The organism is Microbacterium sp. B19(2022), from assembly GCF_012030385.1.
Classification (GTDB): Bacteria; Actinomycetota; Actinomycetes; order Actinomycetales; family Microbacteriaceae; genus Microbacterium; species Microbacterium oxydans_B.
Genome location: NZ_JAAUVO010000003.1, coordinates 137,714 through 160,427 on the forward strand (window position 1 = coordinate 137,714; position 22,714 = coordinate 160,427).

The window sequence follows — 22,714 nt, forward strand, 5'->3', positions numbered from 1 at the left end:
CTCAGGAGAGCAGGCGGTTCACCCAGTTGTCGCGAGCGGCGAGCATGGCCTGCGCGACGGCGGTGTGCGGGGCGAACATGTCGAAGCCGTGGAAGCCGCCGGCCCAGACGTGCAGCTCGGCCTGGACCCCGGCTTCCCAGAGCTTCGTGGCGTAGGCGACATCCTCGTCGCGGAACACCTCGGCGCTCCCGCAGTCGATGAACGCGGGCGGCAGACCGCTGAGGTCGGTGGCCCTGGCCGGGGCGGCGTAGATCGAGACGTCGTCGGTGCCCTTGCGGTCGCCCAGGAGGGCCGTCCATCCCGTGACGTTCGACCCGCGGTCCCAGATGCCGATGCCGTCGATCTGGTGGGTCGAGACCGACTCGTCGCGGTCATCGAGCATCGGGTAGATGAGCAGCTGCCCGATCAGCTCAGGGCCTTGCCGGTCACGGGCCAGCAGAGCGGTGCCGGCAGCCAGACCGCCGCCCGCGCTCCCGCCGCCGATCATGAGGCGTGACAGGTCGATGCCGAGCTCCCCCGCGTTCTCGGCCGCCCACAGCAGCGCGGCGTAGCAGTCCTCCACCGGGTACGGATCGGGGAACTCGGGGGCGAGCCGGTACTCGACCGTGATGATCACGCCGTTGAACCGCTCGGCCCAGTCGAGGAAGCCGACGACCCCGAGCCAGCGGTTGCCGATGATCATCCCGCCGCCGTGGGTGTGGAAGAAGCCGGGACCGGTGCCGGTCCTGCCTTCTTTCTCGATCACGGAGACGACGATCGCGTCCCCCTCGTGGCCGGGGATCGACACGTCGCGGTACGTGAAGCCGCGCTCGGCGAGCGCGGCGAAGATCTCGTCCTCGCCACCGACCGGCGACTGGCGCAGGAACGGGATCATCTCCGGCGTGAGCGTGGACGGCATCTGGTCGCCCACGAGGGCGAGAGCCGCTTCGAGCTCGGGGTCGAAGGGCGGGCGTGCCAGGGTCGTGTCAGTCATCAGAACTCCTTTGTCCTCGGCCGCCATCGCGGCGGCGTCCCGCCAGCCTCGTGCACGCCGCATCCGAGGGTAACCCGCCGGTCGGGGCGGATCCGACGCCTCCCGTCCGCCGGGTGGCGGGGGCGCGGTTCCGCCGGTGGCGGACTCCCTTGAAGGGTCGTGCCGCCCCGGATAGCCTGGCGCCAGAGGGAAGGAATGCGCATGATCCGAGAACTCGATGAACAGCAGTCCTACGACCTGTTGAGCACCACCACGATCGGACGCATCGGCTTCGTCCATGACGGGCGGGTGCAGATCCACCCGGTGAACTTCGCGGTCTCCGGGCACGAGTTGGTTCTGCGAACGTCACCCGACGGCCTGCTGGCCGATCTGACGCGCGATCCGGTCGACGTCTCGTTCGAGGTGGACTATCACGATCCGATCGGGAGCACGGCGTGGAGCGTCCTGCTGCACGGCAGCCTCTCCCGAGCGGCCGAAGAAGTGGCGGCCGACATCACCGCTCGAGTGCACCCCTGGGCGGGTGAGGATCGCAGTCTCCCTCTTGTCCTGCACATCGACAGCATCTCCGGTCGCAGCGTGCGCCGAGAGCCGGCACACCCGAAGATCTGAGACGCGGCGGCGGGGTCTGCCGTGGCGCGCGCTCTCACGCCAACGCCAGCCCCGCGGCGAGCGCGAAGCCCAGCACGGTCGCGAGCCCCGTCGATTCCTTCGCCTTGGACTGCGCCTCGGGGACCATCGAGTCGACGAGCATCACCAGCAGCGCTCCGGCCGCGAAGCCGCTCGATGCGGATCGGAAGGCGTCGCCCGTCACGCTGGCCAGCGCGAACCCCGCGACGGTCGCCGCCGCACAGATCACGGCCACCCCCGCCCAGAGCAGCAGCACCCGCGACTTCGCCATGCCCCCCTCGAGCAGGTCGGCGGCCGACCCGATCGACTCGGGCAGGTTCGACACGAGGATGGCCACCACGAGCGCGATGCTCACCGGCTCTCCCGATGCCAGGCCGATGCCGAGCACGAGCTGCTCGGGAATCCCGTCGAGCAGGGCACCGACCGCGAGCTGGCCTCCACCCGCCTGCGACTTGGTCTTCGCGGCACGGGCATCGAGGATGCGATCGGCGATGTAGTAGCTGATGGCGCCGGCCGCGACGCCGACCACCAGCGGGACGGGACCGGCGAGGTCGAGCCCTTCTTCCCAGAGCTCGAAAGCGATCGAGGCCATGAGGGCACCGGCGCCGAATCCGAGGACGATGCCGAGCCACCGCGGGGGCCATTTCCGGAGCAGGGCCAGCACCGCGCCGATGAACAGTGGCGCTGCCGCCACCACACCCCACAGGACTGCTTCGCCCATGCCGCACCTCCGTGGGGCCTACTCTCCCACCTCCTGCTGCGTCTCCCTGGCTCGACCCACCAGGGGAGAAGGCGGTGAATAGGATGACAGCAGCGGGCGGCGACGGAGCGAGGCGGGATGAGCGACAGACCCAAAGAGGTGCTGCGCGTCCCCGCGTTCGCCCTCTTCTGGTCGTCCTCGACCCTCGGCGCGTTCACCGGGGCGGTGACCGCGATCGCGTTCCAGGTCCTGATCGTGACGACGCTGGACGCCACTCCGTTCGAGATCGGCCTGCTCAACGCGGCCAACGTCGTGCCCTACCTGCTCTTCGGCCTGGTGGTCGGCGCACTGATGGACAGATGGCGGCGCAAGCCGGCGATGGTCTTCGCGAGCATCGGCCGTGCGCTGACGCTGGCGCTCGTGCCCGTGCTGTGGCTCACGGGGACTCTGACCGTCTGGTCGTTCGGCGCCCTGTTCCTGCTCTACGGCGCGCTCACCCTCATCGCGGACTCGGCCGCGCAGCCGATGCTCCCCCGCCTCGTGCCCCGGCATCAGCTCGTGGCCGCGAATGCGCGCCTCGGCCAGGCAGGCACGGTCGCCCAGACCACGGGCCCCGCCGTCGGCGGTGCCCTCGTCGGCTGGCTGGGCGCTCCGTTCGCGATCCTGATCGACGCCGTCGCGTACGTCGTGAGCGCGGTGCTGTTGAGTCGGATCCGTGTCGAGGAGGCGAAGGCGCAGCGCCGGACCGATGGCCGCCACCTCGGACACGACATCATGGAGGGCCTGCGCTGGACGTACTCCCACCGCACGCTCGCCCCGATGGCCGCATCGATCAACGTCTGGTTCCTCGGCAACAGCATCGCGCTGACCGCATTCGCCCCCTATGCGCTGAGAGAACTCGGACTGAGTCCGCTGATGTTCGGCATCGTCCTCGCGATGGGCGGCGTCGGCGGATTCGCCGGCGCTCTCCTCGCCCCGGCGGCGGGAAGACGATTCGGCGTCGGCGGCGCCGTGCTCACCGGACGCATCCTGTCGGCGGTCGCCTGGACCGCGATCGTCGTCCTCCCGCTCTCGGACATCGCCTCTCTCGCCATCATCGCCATCCCCCTCGGAGTCGGGCAGCTCCTGTTCGGGTTGGGTATGGGTCTGGAGGATCCCAACGAGATGGGCTACCGCCAGGCCGCAGCCCCCGACCACATGCAAGGGCGGCTGAACGCGTCGATCCGCACGGTCAACCGCGTCACCTTCCTCGTCGGCGCACTGCTCGCGGGCGGCCTCGCCACCGCTTTCGGCTACCGCGTGACGATCGCGGTGGCCGTGGTGGTGTTCACGGTCGCCGCGCTGATCGTTCTGTTCTCCCCGCTGCGCACGGCACGCCATGAGGATGTCGCCCCGCCGGAGTAGTCGGTCGGCCCGACCCCCTCGTGCCGACCAAATGGTATTCTGATGGCATGAAGGCAACCATGGATAAGGCAGGAAGAATCGTGATCCCTGCACCGCTCCGTGAGCGCGTGGGGCTGATCCCGGGCCCGGTCGACCTGATCCTCGACGGCAATGGCATCCGAATCGAGATCGAGGCGCCGGACAACCTCATCGAGAAGGATGGGCGCCTCGTCATCGCGTCGTCTGGCACCACTCTCACGCCCGAAGACATCCGCGAGCTGCGCCTTGCCGACCAGCGCTGACCTTCTTCTCGACACGAGCGCGGCGGTCGCTCTCCTCGTCGAAGACAACACCGCGCACCTCGCTGTCCAGACCGCCTGCGCCGGCGCAGTCCTCGGACTCGCGGGCCACGCTTCGACTGAGACCTACTCCGTTCTCACGCGCCTCCCCGGCCCGAATCGTCTGACTCCGCCCGCCGCGGCTCGCGCGATCCGGACTGCGTTCCCCCGGTCGGTCTCCCTCCCAGAAGAGACTGCGCGGACCGCCGTCGACGTTCTCGCCGATGCCGGGGTCTCCGGTGGAGCGGTGTACGACGGATTGGTCGCGCTCTGCGCTCGCACAGCCGGCGTGACGCTCCTCAGTTGCGACCGCCGCGCCATGGTTACATACGCAGCCCTCGGCGTGGCTGTCGCCGTCGTCTGACGCGGCACGGGGCGACACGCCGCACGCGGATAGACTGGAAAGCATGTCCAAGGTCCTCCAGTCCCTGCCCGTCGGCGAGCGCGTCGGCATCGCCTTCTCCGGAGGACTCGACACCTCCGTCGCCGTCGCGTGGATGCGCGAGAAGGGCGCCGTGCCCTTCACGTACACCGGCGACCTCGGCCAGTACGACGAAGACGACATCGCCTCGATCCCGGGCCGTGCGCTGGAGTACGGCGCCGAGGCCTCGCGGCTGATCGATTGCAAGACCGCCCTGGTCGAAGAGGGCCTGGTCGCCCTCTCCTGCGGCGCCTTCCACATCCGCTCCGGCGGCAAGACCTACTTCAACACCACGCCCCTCGGGCGCGCGGTCACCGGAACGCTGCTGGTGCGCGCCATGAAGGAGGACGGCGTCGACATCTGGGGCGACGGCTCCACCTACAAGGGCAACGACATCGAGCGGTTCTACCGCTACGGTCTGCTCGCCAACCCGCGCCTGCGCATCTACAAGCCGTGGCTCGACGCCGACTTCGTCACCGAGCTCGGCGGCCGCAAGGAGATGAGCGACTGGCTCGTCGCCCGCGACTTCCCGTACCGCGACTCGGCCGAGAAGGCCTACTCGACCGACGCGAACATCTGGGGCGCGACGCACGAGGCGAAGACCCTCGAGCACCTCGACGTCTCGCTCGAGACCGTCGACCCGATCATGGGCGTGAAGTTCTGGGACCCGTCGGTCGCGATCGAGACCGAAGACGTCACAGTCACGTTCGAGGCGGGCCGCCCCGTCGCGATCAACGGCGTCGAGTACAGCGACCCGGTCGCCCTCGTCATGGAGGCGAACACGATCGGCGGACGCCACGGCCTCGGCATGAGCGACCAGATCGAGAACCGCATCATCGAGGCGAAGTCGCGCGGCATCTACGAGGCTCCCGCCATGTCGCTGCTGTTCATCGCCTACGAGCGCCTCGTCAACGGCATCCTGAACGAGGACACCCTCGCCACCTACCACGAGCAGGGTCGCCGCCTCGGCCGCCTGATGTACGAGGGCCGCTGGCTCGAGCCGCAGTCGCTCATGCTGCGCGAGTCGATCCAGCGCTGGGTCGGCCTCACGATCTCGGGCACCGTCACGATCCGTCTGCGCCGTGGCGACGACTGGACCATCCTCGACACGGTCTCGCCGAACCTGTCTTACGGCCCCGAGAAGCTGTCGATGGAGCGCGTCGGCGACGCCGCCTTCGGGCCGGTCGACCGTATCGGTCAGCTCACGATGCGCAACCTCGACATCGCCGACTCGCGGGCCCGCCTCGAGCAGTACGCGGGCCTGGGCCTCGTGGGCGGTGCGACCGGCGAGCTGGTCGGCCGGGTGACCGCCGGCGAGTCCGCCGAGATCACCGAGTCGGTCCACGGCTCCATCTCCGAAGCCGACGAGAACCTGGCGGATGCGGTCGACACCGCGTCCGAGGGCGCGGCCTTCGACTCCGGCACCGACTGACGCTGTTCTGCCGACGTCGGGAGCCTGTGCTGCCGACGTCGGAGAGGTGCACCCGCTAGGCGGGTGAGTCGCGGACGCTGCGCCGTTCATCGGCGCCGTCGAGCTCCTCGGCGCGGTCGATGATGCTCGGCAGCACCTCGTCGAAGAGCGTCACGATCGCCGCGCGGGTCTCGGCCGCGTCGCGCTGCCGGATGGCCTCGCGGACAGCGACGGTGGATTTCTCGACCGCCACCCAGTCGAACGAACCCCGCGCGTGCTGCGAGAAGCGGCGGATCTGCGGCCCGAGGAACTCGATGACGGTCACCCGCGTGGAGTTGCCCTCGATGCGGGCGAACCCGTTCGCGATGGTACGCAGCGCTCCACCGAACTCGACGACATCCTGCTCCACGACCGCGGCGGACATGTCCTCGGTGAGATCGACGAGATACGTGACGTCGTCAGCCTGGATCAGCGGCATCGCATGGCGCACCGAGCCGATCCAGATGTCGCCGAAGAGTGCGAGCGCGTCTCGGATGCGGTCGAGGTCGAGGGGAGCCACCCGCGTGTAGCGGTTGCGCTGCATCTCGACGAGTCCTCCCTCGGCGAGTCGCGCCAGCGCATGCCGCACGGGCGTCTTCGACGTCCCGAGATCCGCCGCCAGCTCGTAGTCGCGGATCGGTTCGCCCGGTCGCAGCTCGCCACTGACGATCGCGTCCCGCAGTCGCTGATAGACGTCTTCACTCACTGAACGCCGTTCCAGCGCTCCATCCATGCCCACCAAAATCACACCCTCCTTCGACCACTGTGGCTCCCCCACCACTCGATGCGGCCGACATCGGCGGCCGACGGCACTCTCGTGCCGAGCCTCCGCATCGCCCCTGATTCGCGCGTAGCGCAACGGGTAACATAACACATGCGCCTGAATAGATGATCCATGAGCACTCGGACGGATATGATGCGAATGCGCGACCCTGAAACGCGCACTGGGGCTCGGTGGGACTGAGTTCCACCTGTCTACCCGAAAGAGTTCTCGACGATGATGACCGATTCGCAGGAGTCCGCCGTATCCACCCGCCCGTCACTGGGTGCCCGGATCGGACGCATCTCCTTCCTCGTGGTGGCCGCGATCGTCGTGATCGCCGTGGCCGCCGCGTTCTTCGTGACGTGGACGATCCAGCGTTCGTTCCCGCAGACCGCGGGCACCGTCGAACTCGACGGCTTGAAGGCCGAGGTCACGGTGCAGCGCGACGAGCGCGGGATCCCGACGATCACCGCCGACTCGACCGACGACCTGTTCTACGCCGAAGGCTTCGTGCACGCGCAGGACCGGTTCTTCGAGATGGACTTCCGCCGACACGTCACCGCGGGGCGGGTCGCCGAGATGTTCGGAGAATCCCAGGCGGCCACCGATGCGTTCCTGCGCACACTCGGCTGGCGCACCGTCGCCGAAGCCGAGGTCGAGGCGATGGACGACACCACCCGCGGCTACTACGAGGCCTATGCCGACGGGGTCAACGCCTACCTCGCCACCCGGTCGGGCGCAGAGCTCTCGCTCGAATATGCCGTTCTCGGAATCCAGAACCCGGACTACGCTCCGGAGCCGTGGGAGCCCGCGGATTCGGTCGCCTGGCTCAAGGCCATGGCCTGGGATCTGCGCGGCAACATCGAGGATGAGACCGAGCGTTCCCTCCTGGCCGCCGAGCTGGATGCCGGTACGGACGACGACGCGGGCGAGTCGGTCGACACCGGCGAGATGCTCGCGAAGCTCTACCCCGGCTACCCGTTCGACGAGAATCCGGTGATCGTTCCGAAGATCTCGACGGTGCCCGCACTCGACACCGGTGCCGAACCCGCCGCATACACGCCCTCCGAATCGGACGACGAGATCCAGCAGGCGACCACCACGATCGAGTGGGAGGAGACCTCGAACGTGATCGAGGCGGCGAGCGAGCTCGTCGGCGACGTCGGCGAGGGCATCGGATCGAACTCCTGGGTGGTCTCCGGCGACCTCACCGAGACGGGGATGCCGCTGCTCGCGAACGACCCGCACCTCGGCGCCTCACTGCCATCGGTCTGGTACCAGGTGCAGCTGAAGTGCTCGACCGTGAACGACGCCTGCCCGTTCGACGTGGGCGGCTTCTCGTTCTCCGGGCTTCCCGGCATCGTGATCGGCCACAACCAGCACGTCGCCTGGGGGTTCACCAACCTCACCACCGACGTCACCGACCTCTACGTCGAGCGGGTCGTCGGCGACGAGTACTGGCGCGACGGGGCGCTGGTCCCGCTCGAGCAGAGCACCGAGACGATCAAGGTCGCCGGCGGCGACGACATCGAGCTGACGATCCGCTCCACCGTGCACGGACCCATCATCTCGGGGCTCACCGACGACTTCACCGCGATCGCCGATGACCCGGAGCCGGCGCTGGCCGAAGGCACGGAGGCGCCCGCTGCCCCGCCCGCCGGTCAGGACGACGCCGAGTACGCCGTGAGCCTGCGCTGGACCGCGCTCGACCCCGGCACGACCGCGACCGCGATCTTCGCCCTCTCCACCGCGCAGAACTTCGACGACTTCCGCTACGCCGCATCCCTCTTCGATGTGCCGGCACAGAACCTCATCTACGCCGACACCGAGGGCAACATCGGCTACCAGACCCCGGGGCGCCTCCCGATCCGCGGTGCCGACGACGGATGGATGCCGCAGCCGGGATGGGACAGCAGCTACGACTGGACGGGCTACATCCCGTTCGACGAACTGCCGGTCTCGTACAACCCGAGTTCGGGGTACATCGTCACCGCGAACAACGCGATCGTCACCGACGACTACGCGTACTTCCTCTCCCGCGACTGGGACTACGGGTATCGCGCGGCGCGCATCGCCCACCTGATCGAACGACGCGCGGCCGCCGCTCCGCTGACCGCCCAGGACATGCGTGACATCCAGATGGACGACGAGATGTGGATCGGCACGCAGCTGGCGACCGCCATGGCCGACGTCGACGTGAGTCGAGCGGACGTCCAGGCAGCCGTTGACCTCCTGCTCCCGTGGGACGGCCAGAACGCGGCCTCCTCGCCCGCCGCGGCCTACGCGAACGTGCTCTGGTCGAACCTCGTGCAGAACATCTTCGGCGAGCGCGAGCAGCCCCTGCCCATCGACGGGCAGGGACGCTTGTTCACGGTCGTCGCCGACATGCTCGAGGACCCCTCCGATCCGCTCTGGAACAACCCGGAGATCGATGTCGACGGGATGGAGGCCATGCTGGCGTTGTCCGCCGAAGAGGCCTACGACGAGCTCGTCACCCTGCAGGGAGACGTCCCGACGCGCTGGAACTGGGGCGACCTGCACGCGATCACCCTCACCAGCGACACCCTCGGCACCTCGGGGATCGCGCCGGTCGAGGCCCTCTTCAACCGCGGGCCGTACCCGGTGAGCGGCGGGGCCTCCGTGGTGAACGCGACCGGGTGGGAACTCGGCGTCTCGTACGCCACCACCACGGTGCCGTCGATGCGCATGGTGATCGATCTCTCCGACTTCGACGCCTCGACCTGGAACCACCTCACCGGCGCTTCGGGTCACGCCTTCCATGAGCACTACACCGACCAGACGGCCGATTGGGCCGTCGGGCTCCAGCAGCCCTGGGCGTACTCGGGGAAGGCCGTCGGAGCGTCGACCATCGACACACTGATCCTGTCGCCGACCGGCTGATCCGCGGGGCTGCGCCGTCCTGAAGGGACGGCGCAGGTTGCTCCGATACCGTGGGTAGGTGCCATCCAGTTACCTCGCCCCGAAGGGCACGACCGTCACGCTCCTCGAGTTCGAGCACGGCGGCGCCACGCTCATCGCCGAGACGTTCGGCGAAGGCCCGCACACCTACCTCCTGCTGCACGGCATCGGCATGGGTCGCAGCGTCTACCTCGACGTCGTGCAGCGGCTCGAGGGCCGAGTGATCGCGCTGGACCTGCCCGGCTTCGGCGAGGCACCAGAGCCGACGCGCACGCTCACCATGGAGCGTCACGCCGACCTCGTCGCCGCCTACCTGCAGCACGTGGACTCGGGCCCGGTGGTCGCGATCGGGCACTCGATGGGCAGCCAGATCGCGGCGGAGCTCGCCGCGCGGCATCCATCCCTCGTGGAGGGTGTCGTGCTGGCCGGGCCCACGGTGAACAAGGCGGCGCGCAACATCGCGGCGCAGGCCCGCTACCTCCTGACCGATCTCGTCGGCGAACGGCCGCTGGTGATCTGGCGCGGCGCGCGGGAGTACCTGCGCGGAGGCCCGCACCTGATCCGCAAGATCCGTGCCACCGTCGTGCACGAGCCCGAGGACGCCTTCGTGCGCATCGAGTGCCCGGTGCTGGTGCTGCGCGGTGAAGACGACCCGCTCGCGCCGATGAGCTGGTGCCGGGAGATCCTCGACGCGATCCCCGGCGCCGCGCTCGAGGTCATCCCCGACCACGGACACGGCACCCTCATCAGCGACTCCGAGCCCGCAGCCCGCCTGATCCACGAGTTCGCCGCCCGCCTCTAAGGCTCGGTCTCACGGGCTCAGCCGGCGGCGGGCGGGGTCTGCTTCGACTCGGCGAGCTCGTCCACGACGAGGCCGCGCTGCTCGATGGTGCCGTTGCGGTAGGCCTGTCGCCCGACCATGTGCGCAGACAGCGGAGCCGTCGCGAACTGCATGAGCACGACGGGCGCGACGAGCACGAACCCCAGCAGGATGCCGCCGATCGACCGCTGCGACAGGGCGATCGCGATGCAGATCAGCAGCAGTCCGAGCACCTGCGGCTTGGTCGCCGCGTGCAGCCGGGACGGCACGTCGCGGAAGCGCAGCAGCCCGACCGCCGCCGACAGGCACAGCAGCGCCCCGAGCAGGATCAGCACGAGCACAGCCACGTCGATGACGGGGTCGGGGATCACGAGACCGAGGATGTTCATGAGGTCGTGTTGTCCCTTCTCGCGACGAACCGGGCGACGGAGATCGAGCCGAACACCCCGATCGCGGCGATGATGAGGAGCACGGGGATGTTGCGGGTGTGACCGTTGATGGCCATCTCCGCCCCGAGCACGCACATGACCTCGGTCAGGAGCACATCGGAGGCGACGGCGCGGTCGAGGATCGACGGACCTCGGACGATTCGGATCAGCGTGAGGATCGCGGCGATACCGAAGACCACCATGATCAGCATCAGCAGGATGTTCATCGGGCACCGCCCTTCGTCGCTCCGGTCAGGCCGGCGCGCTGGTCGGCCTTGAGCGCGCGGTACTGGGCGGGGTCGCCCAGCGCCCGGACGACCCGTCGCTCCCAGCGGAGCACTCCGGCGCGCTGCTTCTCGACGTCGGCGCGGTTCCTCACGCCGATCACGTGCAGGTAGAGGATGCGCCGGTCGCGGTCGGTCTCGACCACCAGCGAGCCGGGGACCAGCGACGACACGACGGCGACGTGGGTCATGACCAGATCGTCGGCGTAACGCAGCGGCACCGCGATGATCGCTGTGCCCGGCTGGCGGCGGAAGTCGAACACCTGCAGGGTCACCGAGATGGCTCCGCTGAGCACTGCGAACAGGAACTGCACCACGAACAGGGCGGCATAGCCGAGGTTGATCCGGCCGGAGAGCTCGACGGTCGGCAGCCGGAACACGCGGGTCACGAAGATCGCGACGACGAGTCCGGAGAGGAACGACAGCACGGTGAACTGCGCCCACAGCAGCATCCACAGCACGACGAGCCAGGCGAGGAACGGCAGCTGGACCCGGATGTCGCGCCAGAGGTGGCGCTTGGTCTGACGTCTCATCCGCCCACCTCCTCTTCCAGTTGGACGAGGCTGACGGGCTGCAGCAGAGCGGCGCCGATGCGGTCGCAGAGCGCGTACAGGGGTCCGGCGAAGATCGTGAGCGAGACGGTGACGGCGACCATGCCGGCCGTGGCGATCGTCATGATCTTCGGGATGCGACGTCGCTCCTGCTGCTCGTCGGCGGCCGGGGCGTTGCCGAGGTACGAGATGCGACCCTCGGTCTCGGTGGAGTCCTCCTCCTCGCGCCAGAACGCGAGGTTCCAGGCGCGCATGAGTGCGTACAGGGTGAGCAGGGAGGTGACGATGCCGCCGAAGATCAGCACGATCATGATCGGTGTGCCGACGGATGCTGCCGCCTCGAAGAGCGCGAACTTGCCGATGAACCCGGAGAACGGGGGGAGTCCGCCCAGGTTGATCGCGGGCACGAAGTAGAGCACGGCGATCACCGGCGCGACCTTGAGCAGCCCCTTGACCCGCAGGATCGACGTGCTGCCGGCTCGACGTTCCACGAGACCGACGGCGAGGAACAGGGTCGTCTGCACGACGATGTGGTGGACGATGTAGTACACGGTCGCCCCGATCGCGGCGGGTGTCGCTATCGCGAGCCCGAAGATCATGTAACCGACGTGGCTGACCAGTGTGAACGACAGGATTCGTTTGAGTTCCGCCTGCGCCACGGCACCGAGCACACCGACGATCATGGTCGCGAGCGCGATGATCAGCAGCACCGTGTCGATGCTGTTCGAGGCGAAGAGCTGGGTCTCGGTGCGGATCAGGGCGTAGACGCCGACCTTGGTCAGCAGGCCCGCGAACACCGCCGTGACGGGGGCGGGAGCGGTCGGGTACGAGTCGGGCAGCCAGAAGGACACCGGGAAGATGGCGGCCTTGATGCCGAAGGCGACCACCAGCATCAGGTGCAGCACCAGCTGCGTCTCCTGTGGAAGCTCCGACATGCGCTCGGCGATCTGAGCCATGTTGACCGTGCCGAGTGCGCCGTAGATCATGGCGATCGACGCGAGGAACAGGATCGACGAGACCAGCGAGACGACGATGTAGACGGCGCCGGTACGGATGCGGGACTCGGTGCTCCCGAGGGTGATCAGCACGTAAGAGGCGACGAGCAGGATCTCGAAGCCGACGTAGAGGTTGAACAGGTCGCCGGCGATGAAGGCGTTGAAGATACCGGCCGCGAGGATCAGGTACGAGGGGTTGAAGATCGAGATCGGGGTCTCGTCGGTGCCGTCGGCGGCGCCCTGACCGATGGAGAAGAGGAGGACGGCGAGGAGCACGATGCTCGAGATGAGCACGAGGAGTGCGGCGAGCCGGTCCACGTAGAGCACGATGCCGAAGGGCACAGGCCAGCCGCCGACCGAGACGGCGAGCGGGTCGCCGGAATCCACCACGACCAGGAGCACGGCGGCGATCACCGAGACCGCGGCGAGTGTGGCCACGGTCACGACGACCTGGAGCCGCGCGTTCCTGCCGAACACGAGGGTGATGGCGGCGCCGAGGAGCGGGAGCCCGACGAGGAGCGGGACGAGAGCGGTCATGGCCGGCCCTCCTCGTTCTCGTCGTGGTCGTCGGGTTCATCGGGGCGCGCGTCGTCGCCCTCGGTTGAGCGCGACGAGGGTTCGTCTCCCCACCCGGTCGGCGCATCGAACGGGGCGTCGTCGTGGATGGAGGGGTGGTCGCGCATGTGCAGCACCGTGATCGGTGCGGTCTGCACGCCGACGAAGTCGGTGGTCGCCTCGTCCTCGTCCGTCTCGGACTCGTCGTCCATGAGGTCTTCGTCGGCGTCGGTGCGCTCGCGGAGCGCGATGTCGGCCTCGTCGTCCTCGACGGTGTCGGCCTGGCCCAGCTGCCAGGAACGATAGATCAGGGCGAGGAGGAAGGCCGAGACCGCGAAGGTGATCACGATGGCGGTCAGGGTGAGCGCCTGCGGGAGCGGGTCGCTCATCTCGCCCTCGGTGCCGAAGAACGGCGCATTGCCCGGAACGCCCATCACGGTCAGCAGCAGCAGGTTCGTGGCGTTGCCGAGCAGCAGGAAGCCGATCAGCACGCGGGTGAGGCTGCGCTCCAGCATCGCGTACACGCCGCACGCGAAGAGGATGGCCATGATGACGATGAGGGTGAGCGAGACATCCATCAGCTGCTCCCCCGTCCGCGCGAGAGGAAGCCTTCAGGACCGGGGGTCGAGCGCAGCGCCGCCTGCCTGTCGACCTCGGCGCCGAGGCTGCGCAGCACGTCGAGCACGAGCCCGATCACGACGAGGTAGACACCCACGTCGAAGATGGTCGAGGTGACGAACTCCATGTGACCGATACCGGGGATCTCCCATTCCCAGAACGTGCTCGTCAGAGGCGCGAGCCCGAAGAAGAGCGGGACGACGGCCGTGCCGACGGCGAGGATGAGGCCGGTGCCGAGCAGCCGGCCGGCATCCGTCGGAGCAGCAGCGCCGAGCTCCCAGCGACCACCGGCGATGTAGCGCATGACCAGCGCCATGCCGGCGACGAGCCCGCCGGCGAAGCCGCCGCCCGGCAGGTTGTGCCCGGCGAACAGCAGGAAGATCGACACCACGATGATCGTGTGGAAGAGGATGCGGACGATCACCTCGAGCAGGATCGACCTGTTCTCGGGTTTCATCTTCTGACCGCCGACGAGCCACGCCCGCGGGCTGCTCTCGTTGTCGGAGTTCTGGAACCGGATGCCCTCGGTCGTCTCGACGAGCGGACGGCTGCGCGCGGCCCTCCGCGTCGCCTTCGGCAGGTTCTTGGTGGCGGCGAGCAGGTCGGCTCGGTGCGTGACGAACACCAGCGAGGCCACGCCGGTCGCGGCGAGCACGAGCACCGACAGCTCGCCCATCGTGTCCCAGCCACGCAGGTCGACCAGGGCCACGTTGACGACGTTCTTGCCGTGACCGATCTCGTACGCGAGCTGCGGGAACGCCTCCGAGATCGGATCGGCGATGCGGGATTGGGTGGCGACCACCGCCACGAAGGCCATCGTGACGCCGACGCCGATCGCCAGCAGCGCCCGGGGGACACGCCCCACGGAGGCGTTGTGCTCCCCCATCCGGGCGGGGAGGCGGCGGAGCACCAGCGCGAACGTGACCATGGTGACGGTCTCGACGAGGATCTGCGTCAGTGCCAGGTCGGGAGCGCCGCTCGTCGCGAACAGCACGACCATGCCGAGGCCGGTGACCGAGACCAGGACGACGCCGGTGTAGCGCTTCTGGGCGCGGACCGCGAACACCCCGGCGATCGCCATGATCGGGGCGACGACGATCTGCGCGGGCGTGTGCCAGGCGGAGAGGTTGTACCGATCGATGTCGCTGGCGATGAGCGCCGTGACCTCGGCGGCGACGAAGACCACGAAGATGGTGCCGACGTAGACCGGCAGCGAGCCGCGCTGCGTGAGAGTGGTGCTGAGCACGGAGAGCCGGTCGATACCGCGCATCACCAGGAAGTAAACATCGGCAGCGGTGAAGCGCAGGAGGCGGGGCTTGCGGTCCCAGCCGGTCCTGCGGGTGAGCAGGAAGAGGCCGATGCCGAGCAGGATGGACACGATCGAGATGCCCAGCGCGGGCTCGAGGCCGTGCCACAGCGCGAGGTGCCCTGGACCTTCGACGGCTTCGCCCGCGTGATCGAGCCCGGGTGTCGCGGTGACGGCGTAGCCCTGCAGCGCCACGTCGAGCGCGGGGGCCCCGATCCCCGCAGCGAGAGTGACGCCGGCGAGGATAATCGGCGCCGACAGGAAGCCGACAGGCGGATCGGGCCAGGCGGTGTCGGGCAGCTGGCCCTGCTCGTCGCGCTTCTTCCAGAAAGCTCCCCAGAGGAATCGTGCTCCATATGCCGCGGTGAGCATAGAACCGAGGACGACGCCGATGAGCGCCACCAGCCCCCACGGAGAGCCACCCAGGGCGTCATCGAGCAGAGCCGTGAGCGTGGACTCCTTGGCGACGAAACCGATGGTCGGCGCGATGCCCGCCATCGATGCCACCGAGATGAATGCCGCCGTCGCCATGACCGGAGCCTGCCGCCCGACGCCGGAGAGCTCGGTGATGTCACGGGTCGACAGCTGGCGGTCGATGACGCCGACGATCAGGAACAAGGCCGACTTGAACAGGGCGTGGCCGATCACGAGCGCGAGCCCTGCCAGCGCCGCCGCCTGCGTGCCGTAGCCGACGACGATCGCGAAGAATCCGAGCTGGCTGACCGTGCCGAAGGCGAGGATGCGCTTGAGGTCGGTCTCCCGCAGCGCCTGGATGCCGCCGATCAGCATCGTGAGGATGCCGAGGGTGATGACGATCGGGCGCCAGGGCGCGCTGAAAGCGAAGATCGGCGCGAACCGGGCGATCAAGTAGATGCCGGCTTTGACCATCGCGGCCGCGTGCAGGTACGCGCTGACCGGGGTGGGCGCCGCCATCGCTCCGGGAAGCCAGAAGTGGAACGGGAACAGGGCCGACTTGCTGATCGCGCCGATCAGGAGCATCACGATCGCGGCATCCACCGCGGGGCCCGTCGGGGCGATCTCGAGGATCTCCCGGATGCTCGACGTGCCGGTGTCGACGACGAGGACCACGACGCCCACGAACATCACGAGTCCACCGAGAGTGGTCACGAGCAGCGCCTGCAGTGCCGCACGTCGGCTGGCGGCACGGCGGCGATAGTGGCCGATGAGGAGGTACGAGAGGATGCTCGTCACCTCCCAGAACATGACGAGCATGACGAGGTCGTCGGTCAGCACGAGGCCGTACATCGCGCCGGCGAAGCCGAGGAGGACACCCGCGAACTGCCCGACCCCGGCCGAGTCCTCGTAGAAGTACCACCGGCAGTAGAGGAGCACGAGGGCGCCGACACCCGTGACGATCAGCGTGAGCACCCAGCCGAGCACGTCCATGTTCATGGAGAGGTTCAGCCCGAGCTGCGGAATCCACTCGACCGACTCGAACGGAACGGGGCCGTCGAGCACCTGCGGCGTCAGGACGAGCGCGTGCACGAAGGCCGCTGCGGGGACGAGTGCGGCGATGGCGAAGGCCTGAGCTCCGAGCCATCGCACCAGAACGGGCATCAACAGCGACCCGAGCAGGAACACGGCGAGGAGCGTCAGCATATACGCGGCTCCCTCGGGGGTCGTCGGCCTTGAGGCCAGGCGGGGGGGGTGTCGCCATTAGTTTACCCGGGCGAAAAGGCCGTCCGGTCCGCGGGTTGCACGATCGTGCAAGAGTGGTCGCATGCGGCGGGTCTGGGTGCGGGAGCTGGCCGGGTGGTTCGGCGCCCTGTCGCTCGCAGTCATCACCGCCGCACAGGTCGCATCATCGGCGCGATCGGAGTTGCTGTTCCGCGACGGAGATTCCCTGATCGTGGGGATGTTCGCGCGGTCGCTCCTTTCCGGTGAACCGCTGGATTGGGCGATGTCGAGCGTGCTCTTCCTTCCCGAATCCGCCGTGTTCTCGGGGCTCGACCTGCTCGTACCGCTCGACGTGAACGGCCTGCTCGCGGTGAATGCCGTGATCAACATGCTCGCCTTCTACGGTGCGCTTCGGCTCGTCGCGGGTCGCCGGAAGGACGGCGGAGCACCCGTCGCGTGGGCGCTCCTCGGGCTCGCGGTGTTCTGCACCATCGCCGTGACCGAGCTCTCTGCATCGCGCGATGCCCTCGAGCTCGCCTCCCTGCAGCTCACGACGACCTACTACTCGGCCACCGTGGTCGCGGTCGTGCTCTCGGTCGGGCTGGTGCGACGCGCGCTCGACCGCGAATCGATGAGCCTCGGTCTTCCGGTCGCGCTCGGCGCCACCGCGGCCGTGTCGACGCTGTCGAATCCGCTGTATGCGGCGTGGGCGACGGTTCCGATCGCGGTGCTGCTCGCGATTCTGACCATCCGATCGCGGCAGCGCTTCCGGCTGGCGCTACTGCTCGGTGTGCTCCTGGGCGGCACGGCACTCGGCACCCTCGGACGCATTCCCTTTCGGGCATGGATCGCCAACACGGGCGCCGGCTACGTGCAGCCGGCGCGATGGGCCGAGTCGCTCGGGTACTACGGCGGGCTCGTGGCAGACCGCCTCTCGACCCCCGGCGGGGTGTTCGGCTGCCTGATCGTGCTGGCACTCCTCGTGCTCGCGGTGGTCCGCACGACACGAGCCGCGAGTGAGGGCTCGCGCTTCGTCGCCGCCATTTCCTGGCTCACGCCCGTTCTCGTCGTGATCGGCGCCATCGCCCTCGGCACCCACGCGGCCCGTTACCTGCAGCCCGTCGCGTTCGCGCCCGTTCTCGCCCTGGTCGCCCTGCCGCGCGCGGGGTGGATGCCGCTCCGCGCACGGTCGCTCATCGCGCTGGTCGCCGCGGCGCTGCTCGCGGTCGGCGGCATCCTGAGCATCCCTCGACTCGCTGCGGCCGCCGAGGCCAGCGACCCCGACCTCACCTGCGTCACCGACTGGGTCGGTGCCTCCGGCCGCACCGGAGCCGGTCAGTTCTGGACCGTGCGCCTGCCGAAGCTGCACCTCGACGACCCGGCGCAGCTCGTGCAGGTCGATCACGAACTGCGCGGCTATGCCTGGTTGGTGAACCGTGACGATTTCGGAGTCGGCGAGGTCACGTTCCTCGTGGAGGATGCCCAGTCGATCCCGTGGAACCTGCCCGCGCCGGCCATCCCCGACGAGGTGATCGACTGCGGCCGCTACCGCATCCTCGATCTCGGTGACACGGCGCTTCCGCTCGGCCCGCAGCGCAGCTGACCGCGGCCCCGGAGCCGCGTCGGGGGACGGATCTCAGCGTGCGGCCGGGCCGGTCGTGGTGCCGGCGCGGAAACGGCAGGTGAGATGCTGCGTGATCCCCGGCTCGCCTCGCAGCATGCGCGCGACCTGCTCTCCCGCGGCACGGCCCTTCTCGACGGCCGGCTGCACGCTCGTGGTGAGGGTGAGGTCGCCGAGGCCGTCCAGCGCGATGCCGTCGAAGCCCGCGACGGAGAGGTCCTCCGGGACGCGGAGTCCCAGCTCTTCGGCCGCCCGGATGACGCCGACGGCCAGCAGGTCGCTCTGTGCGAGCACTGCGGTCGGCCGGGTGGCGGGGTCCGCGAGCAGCATCCGGCCGACCCGCACGCCTTCGTCGATGAGGCTGCCGGATGCCGAGATCGCGGGGGCGTCGGGGAACACCTCACGGGTGCCCGCCAACCGGTGGACCGTGACGTCGACCGTCGCGTTGGCGAGGCGCTCCGGGGTGACCGCTGCGCACTCGCGGTCGCTGTCGAGCGGCAGGGTGACCAGCGCGACATCGCGGTGGCCGAGGTCGCGCACGTGCTTCGCGATGTCGGCGGAGGCTGCCGCGTTGTCGAGTGTGACCCGCGGGATGGCCTCTCCGGCGTCCCCTTCGATCACGACGACCGGGAGGCCGCGGCCGACGACCACCTCGAGGGATGCCCGGGTGCGTCCGGAGCATCCGATCAGCACGACGGCATCGACGGGTGCATCGGCGATCGCCGTGCCCTCCCCCGGCTCGTCGCGCATCAGCAGTATGCCGGCGCTGAGTTCGGCGAGTCCGTCGGTGAGGCCGTCCATCATGGCCGTCGTCACGGGGTCGAGGAAGGCCGCACGCAGGTGTCCTTCGAGCACGACGGCGACGATGCCGCTGCGACCGCGTCGCAGGGAGGCGGCGCGGGGGTCCGGTCCGGCGTAGCCGAGTTCGGCGGCGGCGGCGAGTACGCGCTCGCGGGTCGCGGGTGCCACCTTCGCCTTGCCGCTGAAGACGACCGAGGCGGTGGACGTCGCCACACCCGCCTCGCGTGCGACGTCGGCGATCGTGGGCCGACGCGGCGTCTCCTGACTGCTCATGCTTCGAGGATAGCTCGCTTCCGTTCCCCCGGGTCGAATCGATTCGATAGGCTGTCCGGCATGGAAGCAGCCCTGACCCGTTCGCAGTTCGTCCGCTGGCGCGCCGCGATCTTCGCCATCTTCCTGGCGAGCGGCCTCTCGATCGCGACCTGGGCGTCGCGCGTGCCGGGGATCAAGCAGGCGCTCGAGCTCGACAACGCGCAGGTCGGGATGCTGCTGCTCGGCATGGGTGTCGCCTCGATCATCGGCATCTCGACGAGTCCCGCGGTGATGGCGCGCACCGGCGCCCGCCGCGGCATGCTGGCGGCGATGCTCATGTTCGCGCTGGGCATCGCACTCGTGGGCCTCGGCGCCACCGTGTTCGGCTCGGTGACCGTCGTCCTCATCGGCATGGCGCTGTTCGGATTCGGCAACGGCTGCGTCGACGTGATGATGAACGTCGAGGCCACCGCGATCGAGCAGCAGATGGGCCGCACGATCCTCCCCGTCTTCCACGCCTTCTTCAGCTTCGGAACCGTCATCGGCGCCGGCATCGGCGCCCTCGCCGCCCACCTCGCGATCGACGTCGCGACACATGCGGTGACCATGGGCGTGCTGATCGCCGTGATCGCGGTGGTCTGCTTCTTCCAGGTGCCGGTGCGTGAGGCCGCGCTCGACCCGGAGGATCACGTCAAGCCGCCGTTCCGTGCGCGCATGCACACCGCGCTCGAGGCCTGGCGCGAACCCCGCACCTACCTGATCGGCGTCGTCATGCTCGGCATGTCGTTCGCCGAGGGCGGCGCCAACGACTGGATCGCGCTCGGCACCGAACAGGGTCATGGTTTCGCCGAGGGCACGGGAGCCGTGTCGCTCGCCGTGTTCTCCATCGGGATGACGACGGTGCGCCTGTTCGGCGGCCCCCTCGTCGACCGATTCGGACGCGTCCTGGTGCTGCGGATCCTCGCGGTCGCCGCGGCATCGGGGATCCTGCTGTTCATCCTCGCGCCCACCTTCCCGCTCGTGCTCGTCGGCGCGGCGCTCTGGGGCATCGGGGCCTCCCTCGGCTTCCCTCTCGGCATGTCCGCCGCCGCAGACGACCCGGCCAAGGCGGCGGCTCGCGTGAGCGCGGCCGCCACGATCGGCTACATCTCGTTCCTCGGCGGCCCGCCCGTGCTCGGCGTCATCAGCGAACACATCGGCCTGCTGAACACCCTGTTCATCCTGGTGGCCCTGGTCGTCATGTCCGGACTGTTCTCGGGCGCGGCCCGCCCGCTGCGCGACGACGAGAAGACCCCGGCGGCGAGCGCGGAGCAGCGCTGAGCGCTCAGTCCTCGCGGCCGCGCACGATCGCGGCCGCGTGCGAGCGGCTGCGCGCACCGAGCTTGGTCAGCACGTTCGACACGTGCGTCTTGACCGTGGGCACCGAGATGCGCAGGCGCGCCGCGAGCTGCGCATTCGACCAGCCCTGCAGGATGCCGTCGAGGACCTCCCGTTCGCGGACGGTCAGGTCGGGCTGCTCCGTCGCACTCGATGCCGGTGGCGGTGCCGCCACGCCCTGGGCCACGGCGGCGAGCGCGCGTCGCGTCACCCGAGGGTCCAACGCACCCTCTCCGGCAGCGACGGAGCGCACCGCCTGAACGAGCGCGGGGGCATCGACCGTCTTGAGGAGGAAGCCGACGGCACCCGCGCGTATCGCCCCGAGGACGAGCTCATCCTCATCGAAGCTGGTCAGCACGAGCACGTCGCCGAGTCCTCGTTCGACGATCTCCCGTGTGGCGGAGACGCCGTCCCTGCCGGGCATCCGCAGATCCATGAGCACCACGTCGGGTCGCAGGGCCGCCGCGTTGCGCACGGCGACGTCGCCGTCCGCCGCCTCGCCGACCACGGTGATCCCGTGCGCCTCGAGCATGATCCGCAATCCCGCTCTGATGGCGCCGTGGTCGTCGGCGAGCAGTACGGTTGGCGCGCTCATACGCGCACCTCGAGCGGAAGCCGGCCCTCGACGGACCACCCGTCCGGGACGGGGCCCGCCGAGAAGAATCCGCCGAGCGCTCCCACGCGCTCCCGCAGCATCTGCAGACCCCACCCTTCGCCTCCGTGCGCGGCTGCCGCGCTGGCCACACCTCCGCGGGACCGGACCCTCACCTGCACCTCGGCGTTCCGCTCCACGATCTCGATGTCGACCTCGGCGCCGCCCGCGTGCCGGATGCAGTTCGTCAGGGCTTCCCGCACGATGCGGACGACGGCCTGCTCTGCGGCGGCTCCGAGCTCGGGCTCGTCCGCGGCGTCGAAACGGACCACGAGCCCCGCGCGCTCGGCCTCTCGCACGATGCCGTCGAGATCGGCCCAGCGCGGGGTGGGGACGAGGGCGCCGTCGCCGCGACGGAGCACCGAGATCATCGACCGCAGGGCGCCATGGGCGTCCAGGCCCGCATCGCGCACGGCCTGCAGCGCTTCTCGGTCCTTCGTCTGGTCGGGTGCCGTGGAGAGGGCGGCTTCGGCTCGGATCGCCATCGCCATCACGTGCCCGGCCACCACGTCGTGCAGCTCGCGCGCCATCGCCTCGCGCTCGCGCTGCACGGCTTCGGCGCGGTCCCGTTCGGCGACGGCCGCCGCGTCCTCCGCGCGCTGACGGTGCAGCTCGGCCAGCTCCTGCGCCTGTGAGACCGCGACCGCCCACCAGTAGTCCGTGCCGAAGATCGCACCGAACTGCACCCCGATGAGGACGGCGACCGCGAAGGGCATGTCGGTGAAGAGCCAGGCGACGACGAAGAGGATGACCGTCGCGGCGCTGAGGAGCACCAGAAGAGCGCGCCGGCGACGCGGGCCCGAGAGGAACACCGTCGTCCACAGCACGTCGAGCAGCACGAAGAGCGTCCCGATGCCGCCGACCGTGAGGAGGTCGGCGACGAAGAGGATCGTCACGAGTCCGAGCACGGTCATCGGCAGACGTCGCTTGACGAGCGCGAGCGCACACGCCGGAAGAGCGAAGGCGAGCGCCCACCACGGCGACACCGATCCCGACAGGAGGGAGAACGAGCCCCAGACACCGCGGAATCCGAGCGCGGCCATCACGACGGCGAGGAGCGCCATCCCGGCCGGGTCAGCCCACCCGCGGTGCCGGCGATACCAGGCGCCGATACCGTCGTCGACCTGCTCGTGCATGACCTCATGCAACCACGGCGGGGGTGCGGTCGCATCCGTCGAAGGGATGAGGGGCCCGCGGCGAACGATACTTTCGCCCGATCCCCCGCCTCGCCCGCTCGGGCGA

21 protein-coding genes are annotated in these 22,714 nt (G+C 69.3%); 9 read left to right on the plus strand and 12 right to left on the minus strand.

Features of this window, described 5'->3' with window-relative positions:
- Nucleotide 1 precedes the first annotated feature (1 nt).
- Nucleotides 2–973, minus strand: coding sequence for an alpha/beta hydrolase (locus HCX50_RS03735; protein WP_167633066.1), 972 nt, complete (start codon nt 971–973; stop codon nt 2–4).
- A gap of 201 nt (nt 974–1,174) precedes the next feature.
- On the opposite strand from HCX50_RS03735, the gene HCX50_RS03740 reads away from it, so the two are divergent.
- Nucleotides 1,175–1,582, plus strand: a complete 408-nt coding sequence (locus HCX50_RS03740) for a pyridoxamine 5'-phosphate oxidase family protein (RefSeq protein WP_091028322.1) — start codon at nt 1,175–1,177, stop codon at nt 1,580–1,582.
- Between the two features lie 34 nt (nt 1,583–1,616).
- Here the strand turns inward: HCX50_RS03740 and HCX50_RS03745 are convergent, their stop codons facing one another.
- The gene (locus tag HCX50_RS03745) at nt 1,617–2,321 is read right to left on the minus strand and encodes a ZIP family metal transporter (protein ID WP_167633067.1); all 705 of its coding nucleotides are present in this window, start codon (nt 2,319–2,321) and stop codon (nt 1,617–1,619) included.
- 117 nt (nt 2,322–2,438) lie between these two features.
- Between HCX50_RS03745 and HCX50_RS03750 the strand changes: the two genes are divergently transcribed.
- Genes HCX50_RS03750 through argG form a run of 4 tightly spaced genes read left to right on the plus strand, consistent with a single transcriptional unit; the run spans nt 2,439 to nt 5,874 of the window.
- On the plus strand, nt 2,439–3,704 hold the full coding sequence (locus tag HCX50_RS03750) for an MFS transporter (protein ID WP_167633068.1): 1,266 nt from the start codon (nt 2,439–2,441) through the stop codon (nt 3,702–3,704).
- 47 nt (nt 3,705–3,751) lie between these two features.
- Complete coding sequence (locus HCX50_RS03755; protein ID WP_237682326.1) at nt 3,752–3,985, plus strand: AbrB/MazE/SpoVT family DNA-binding domain-containing protein; 234 nt, start codon at nt 3,752–3,754, stop codon at nt 3,983–3,985.
- Nucleotides 3,969–4,385, plus strand: a complete 417-nt coding sequence (locus tag HCX50_RS03760; RefSeq protein ID WP_167633069.1) for a PIN domain-containing protein — start codon at nt 3,969–3,971, stop codon at nt 4,383–4,385. Before HCX50_RS03755 ends, HCX50_RS03760 begins: the two co-directional genes overlap by 17 nt.
- A 43-nt stretch (nt 4,386–4,428) precedes the next feature.
- Nucleotides 4,429–5,874 carry an argininosuccinate synthase gene (gene argG, locus HCX50_RS03765; protein ID WP_091028311.1) on the plus strand — a complete coding sequence of 482 codons (1,446 nt, stop codon included), beginning with the start codon at nt 4,429–4,431 and terminating at the stop codon, nt 5,872–5,874.
- A 55-nt stretch (nt 5,875–5,929) separates the two neighbouring features.
- Here argG and HCX50_RS03770 read toward each other — a convergent pair whose 3' ends face one another.
- The gene (locus tag HCX50_RS03770) at nt 5,930–6,598 is read right to left on the minus strand and encodes a GntR family transcriptional regulator (protein ID WP_308162094.1); all 669 of its coding nucleotides are present in this window, start codon (nt 6,596–6,598) and stop codon (nt 5,930–5,932) included.
- A 291-nt stretch (nt 6,599–6,889) separates the two neighbouring features.
- Here HCX50_RS03770 and HCX50_RS03775 point away from each other — a divergent pair, with 291 nt between their 5' ends.
- Together HCX50_RS03775 and HCX50_RS03780 are read left to right on the plus strand one after the other, a co-directional pair.
- On the plus strand, nt 6,890–9,556 hold the full coding sequence (locus HCX50_RS03775; RefSeq protein WP_443189879.1) for a penicillin acylase family protein: 2,667 nt from the start codon (nt 6,890–6,892) through the stop codon (nt 9,554–9,556).
- Between the two features lie 58 nt (nt 9,557–9,614).
- The gene (locus HCX50_RS03780) at nt 9,615–10,376 is read left to right on the plus strand and encodes an alpha/beta fold hydrolase (protein WP_167633071.1); all 762 of its coding nucleotides are present in this window, start codon (nt 9,615–9,617) and stop codon (nt 10,374–10,376) included.
- 17 nt (nt 10,377–10,393) lie between these two features.
- Here the strand turns inward: HCX50_RS03780 and mnhG are convergent, their stop codons facing one another.
- The 6 genes from mnhG to HCX50_RS03810 are packed head-to-tail and all read right to left on the minus strand — an operon-like array spanning nt 10,394 to nt 16,751.
- Complete coding sequence (gene mnhG / locus HCX50_RS03785) at nt 10,394–10,783, minus strand: monovalent cation/H(+) antiporter subunit G (protein ID WP_091028298.1); 390 nt, start codon at nt 10,781–10,783, stop codon at nt 10,394–10,396.
- On the minus strand, nt 10,780–11,049 hold the full coding sequence (locus tag HCX50_RS03790; protein WP_091028295.1) for a monovalent cation/H+ antiporter complex subunit F: 270 nt from the start codon (nt 11,047–11,049) through the stop codon (nt 10,780–10,782). Before HCX50_RS03790 ends, mnhG begins: the two co-directional genes overlap by 4 nt.
- Nucleotides 11,046–11,639: a Na+/H+ antiporter subunit E gene (locus tag HCX50_RS03795; RefSeq protein ID WP_167633072.1), complete on the minus strand. Its 594-nt coding sequence runs from the start codon at nt 11,637–11,639 to the stop codon at nt 11,046–11,048. The genes HCX50_RS03790 and HCX50_RS03795 overlap by 4 nt, the downstream gene beginning before the upstream one ends.
- Complete coding sequence (locus HCX50_RS03800) at nt 11,636–13,189, minus strand: Na+/H+ antiporter subunit D (RefSeq protein WP_029264128.1); 1,554 nt, start codon at nt 13,187–13,189, stop codon at nt 11,636–11,638. Before HCX50_RS03800 ends, HCX50_RS03795 begins: the two co-directional genes overlap by 4 nt.
- Entirely contained in the window at nt 13,186–13,785 is a 600-nt protein-coding gene (locus HCX50_RS03805) for a Na(+)/H(+) antiporter subunit C (protein ID WP_091028284.1), read from the minus strand. The genes HCX50_RS03800 and HCX50_RS03805 overlap by 4 nt, the downstream gene beginning before the upstream one ends.
- Entirely contained in the window at nt 13,785–16,751 is a 2,967-nt protein-coding gene (locus tag HCX50_RS03810) for a Na+/H+ antiporter subunit A (protein WP_167633073.1), read from the minus strand. Before HCX50_RS03810 ends, HCX50_RS03805 begins: the two co-directional genes overlap by 1 nt.
- Before the next feature lie 121 nt (nt 16,752–16,872).
- Between HCX50_RS03810 and HCX50_RS03815 the strand changes: the two genes are divergently transcribed.
- Nucleotides 16,873–18,372 (plus strand): hypothetical protein, encoded by a 1,500-nt coding sequence (locus HCX50_RS03815; protein ID WP_091028278.1) that lies wholly within the window; start codon nt 16,873–16,875, stop codon nt 18,370–18,372.
- A gap of 33 nt (nt 18,373–18,405) precedes the next feature.
- Here HCX50_RS03815 and HCX50_RS03820 read toward each other — a convergent pair whose 3' ends face one another.
- On the minus strand, nt 18,406–19,464 hold the full coding sequence (locus HCX50_RS03820) for a LacI family DNA-binding transcriptional regulator (protein WP_091028274.1): 1,059 nt from the start codon (nt 19,462–19,464) through the stop codon (nt 18,406–18,408).
- 60 nt (nt 19,465–19,524) lie between these two features.
- Here HCX50_RS03820 and HCX50_RS03825 point away from each other — a divergent pair, with 60 nt between their 5' ends.
- Nucleotides 19,525–20,763 (plus strand): MFS transporter, encoded by a 1,239-nt coding sequence (locus HCX50_RS03825; protein WP_167633074.1) that lies wholly within the window; start codon nt 19,525–19,527, stop codon nt 20,761–20,763.
- 4 nt (nt 20,764–20,767) lie between these two features.
- On the opposite strand, the gene HCX50_RS03830 is transcribed toward HCX50_RS03825, so the two are convergent.
- Together HCX50_RS03830 and HCX50_RS03835 are read right to left on the minus strand one after the other, a co-directional pair.
- Entirely contained in the window at nt 20,768–21,415 is a 648-nt protein-coding gene (locus HCX50_RS03830; RefSeq protein ID WP_091028268.1) for a response regulator, read from the minus strand.
- Complete coding sequence (locus tag HCX50_RS03835; RefSeq protein ID WP_091028265.1) at nt 21,412–22,608, minus strand: sensor histidine kinase; 1,197 nt, start codon at nt 22,606–22,608, stop codon at nt 21,412–21,414. Before HCX50_RS03835 ends, HCX50_RS03830 begins: the two co-directional genes overlap by 4 nt.
- Nucleotides 22,609–22,714 lie beyond the last annotated feature (106 nt).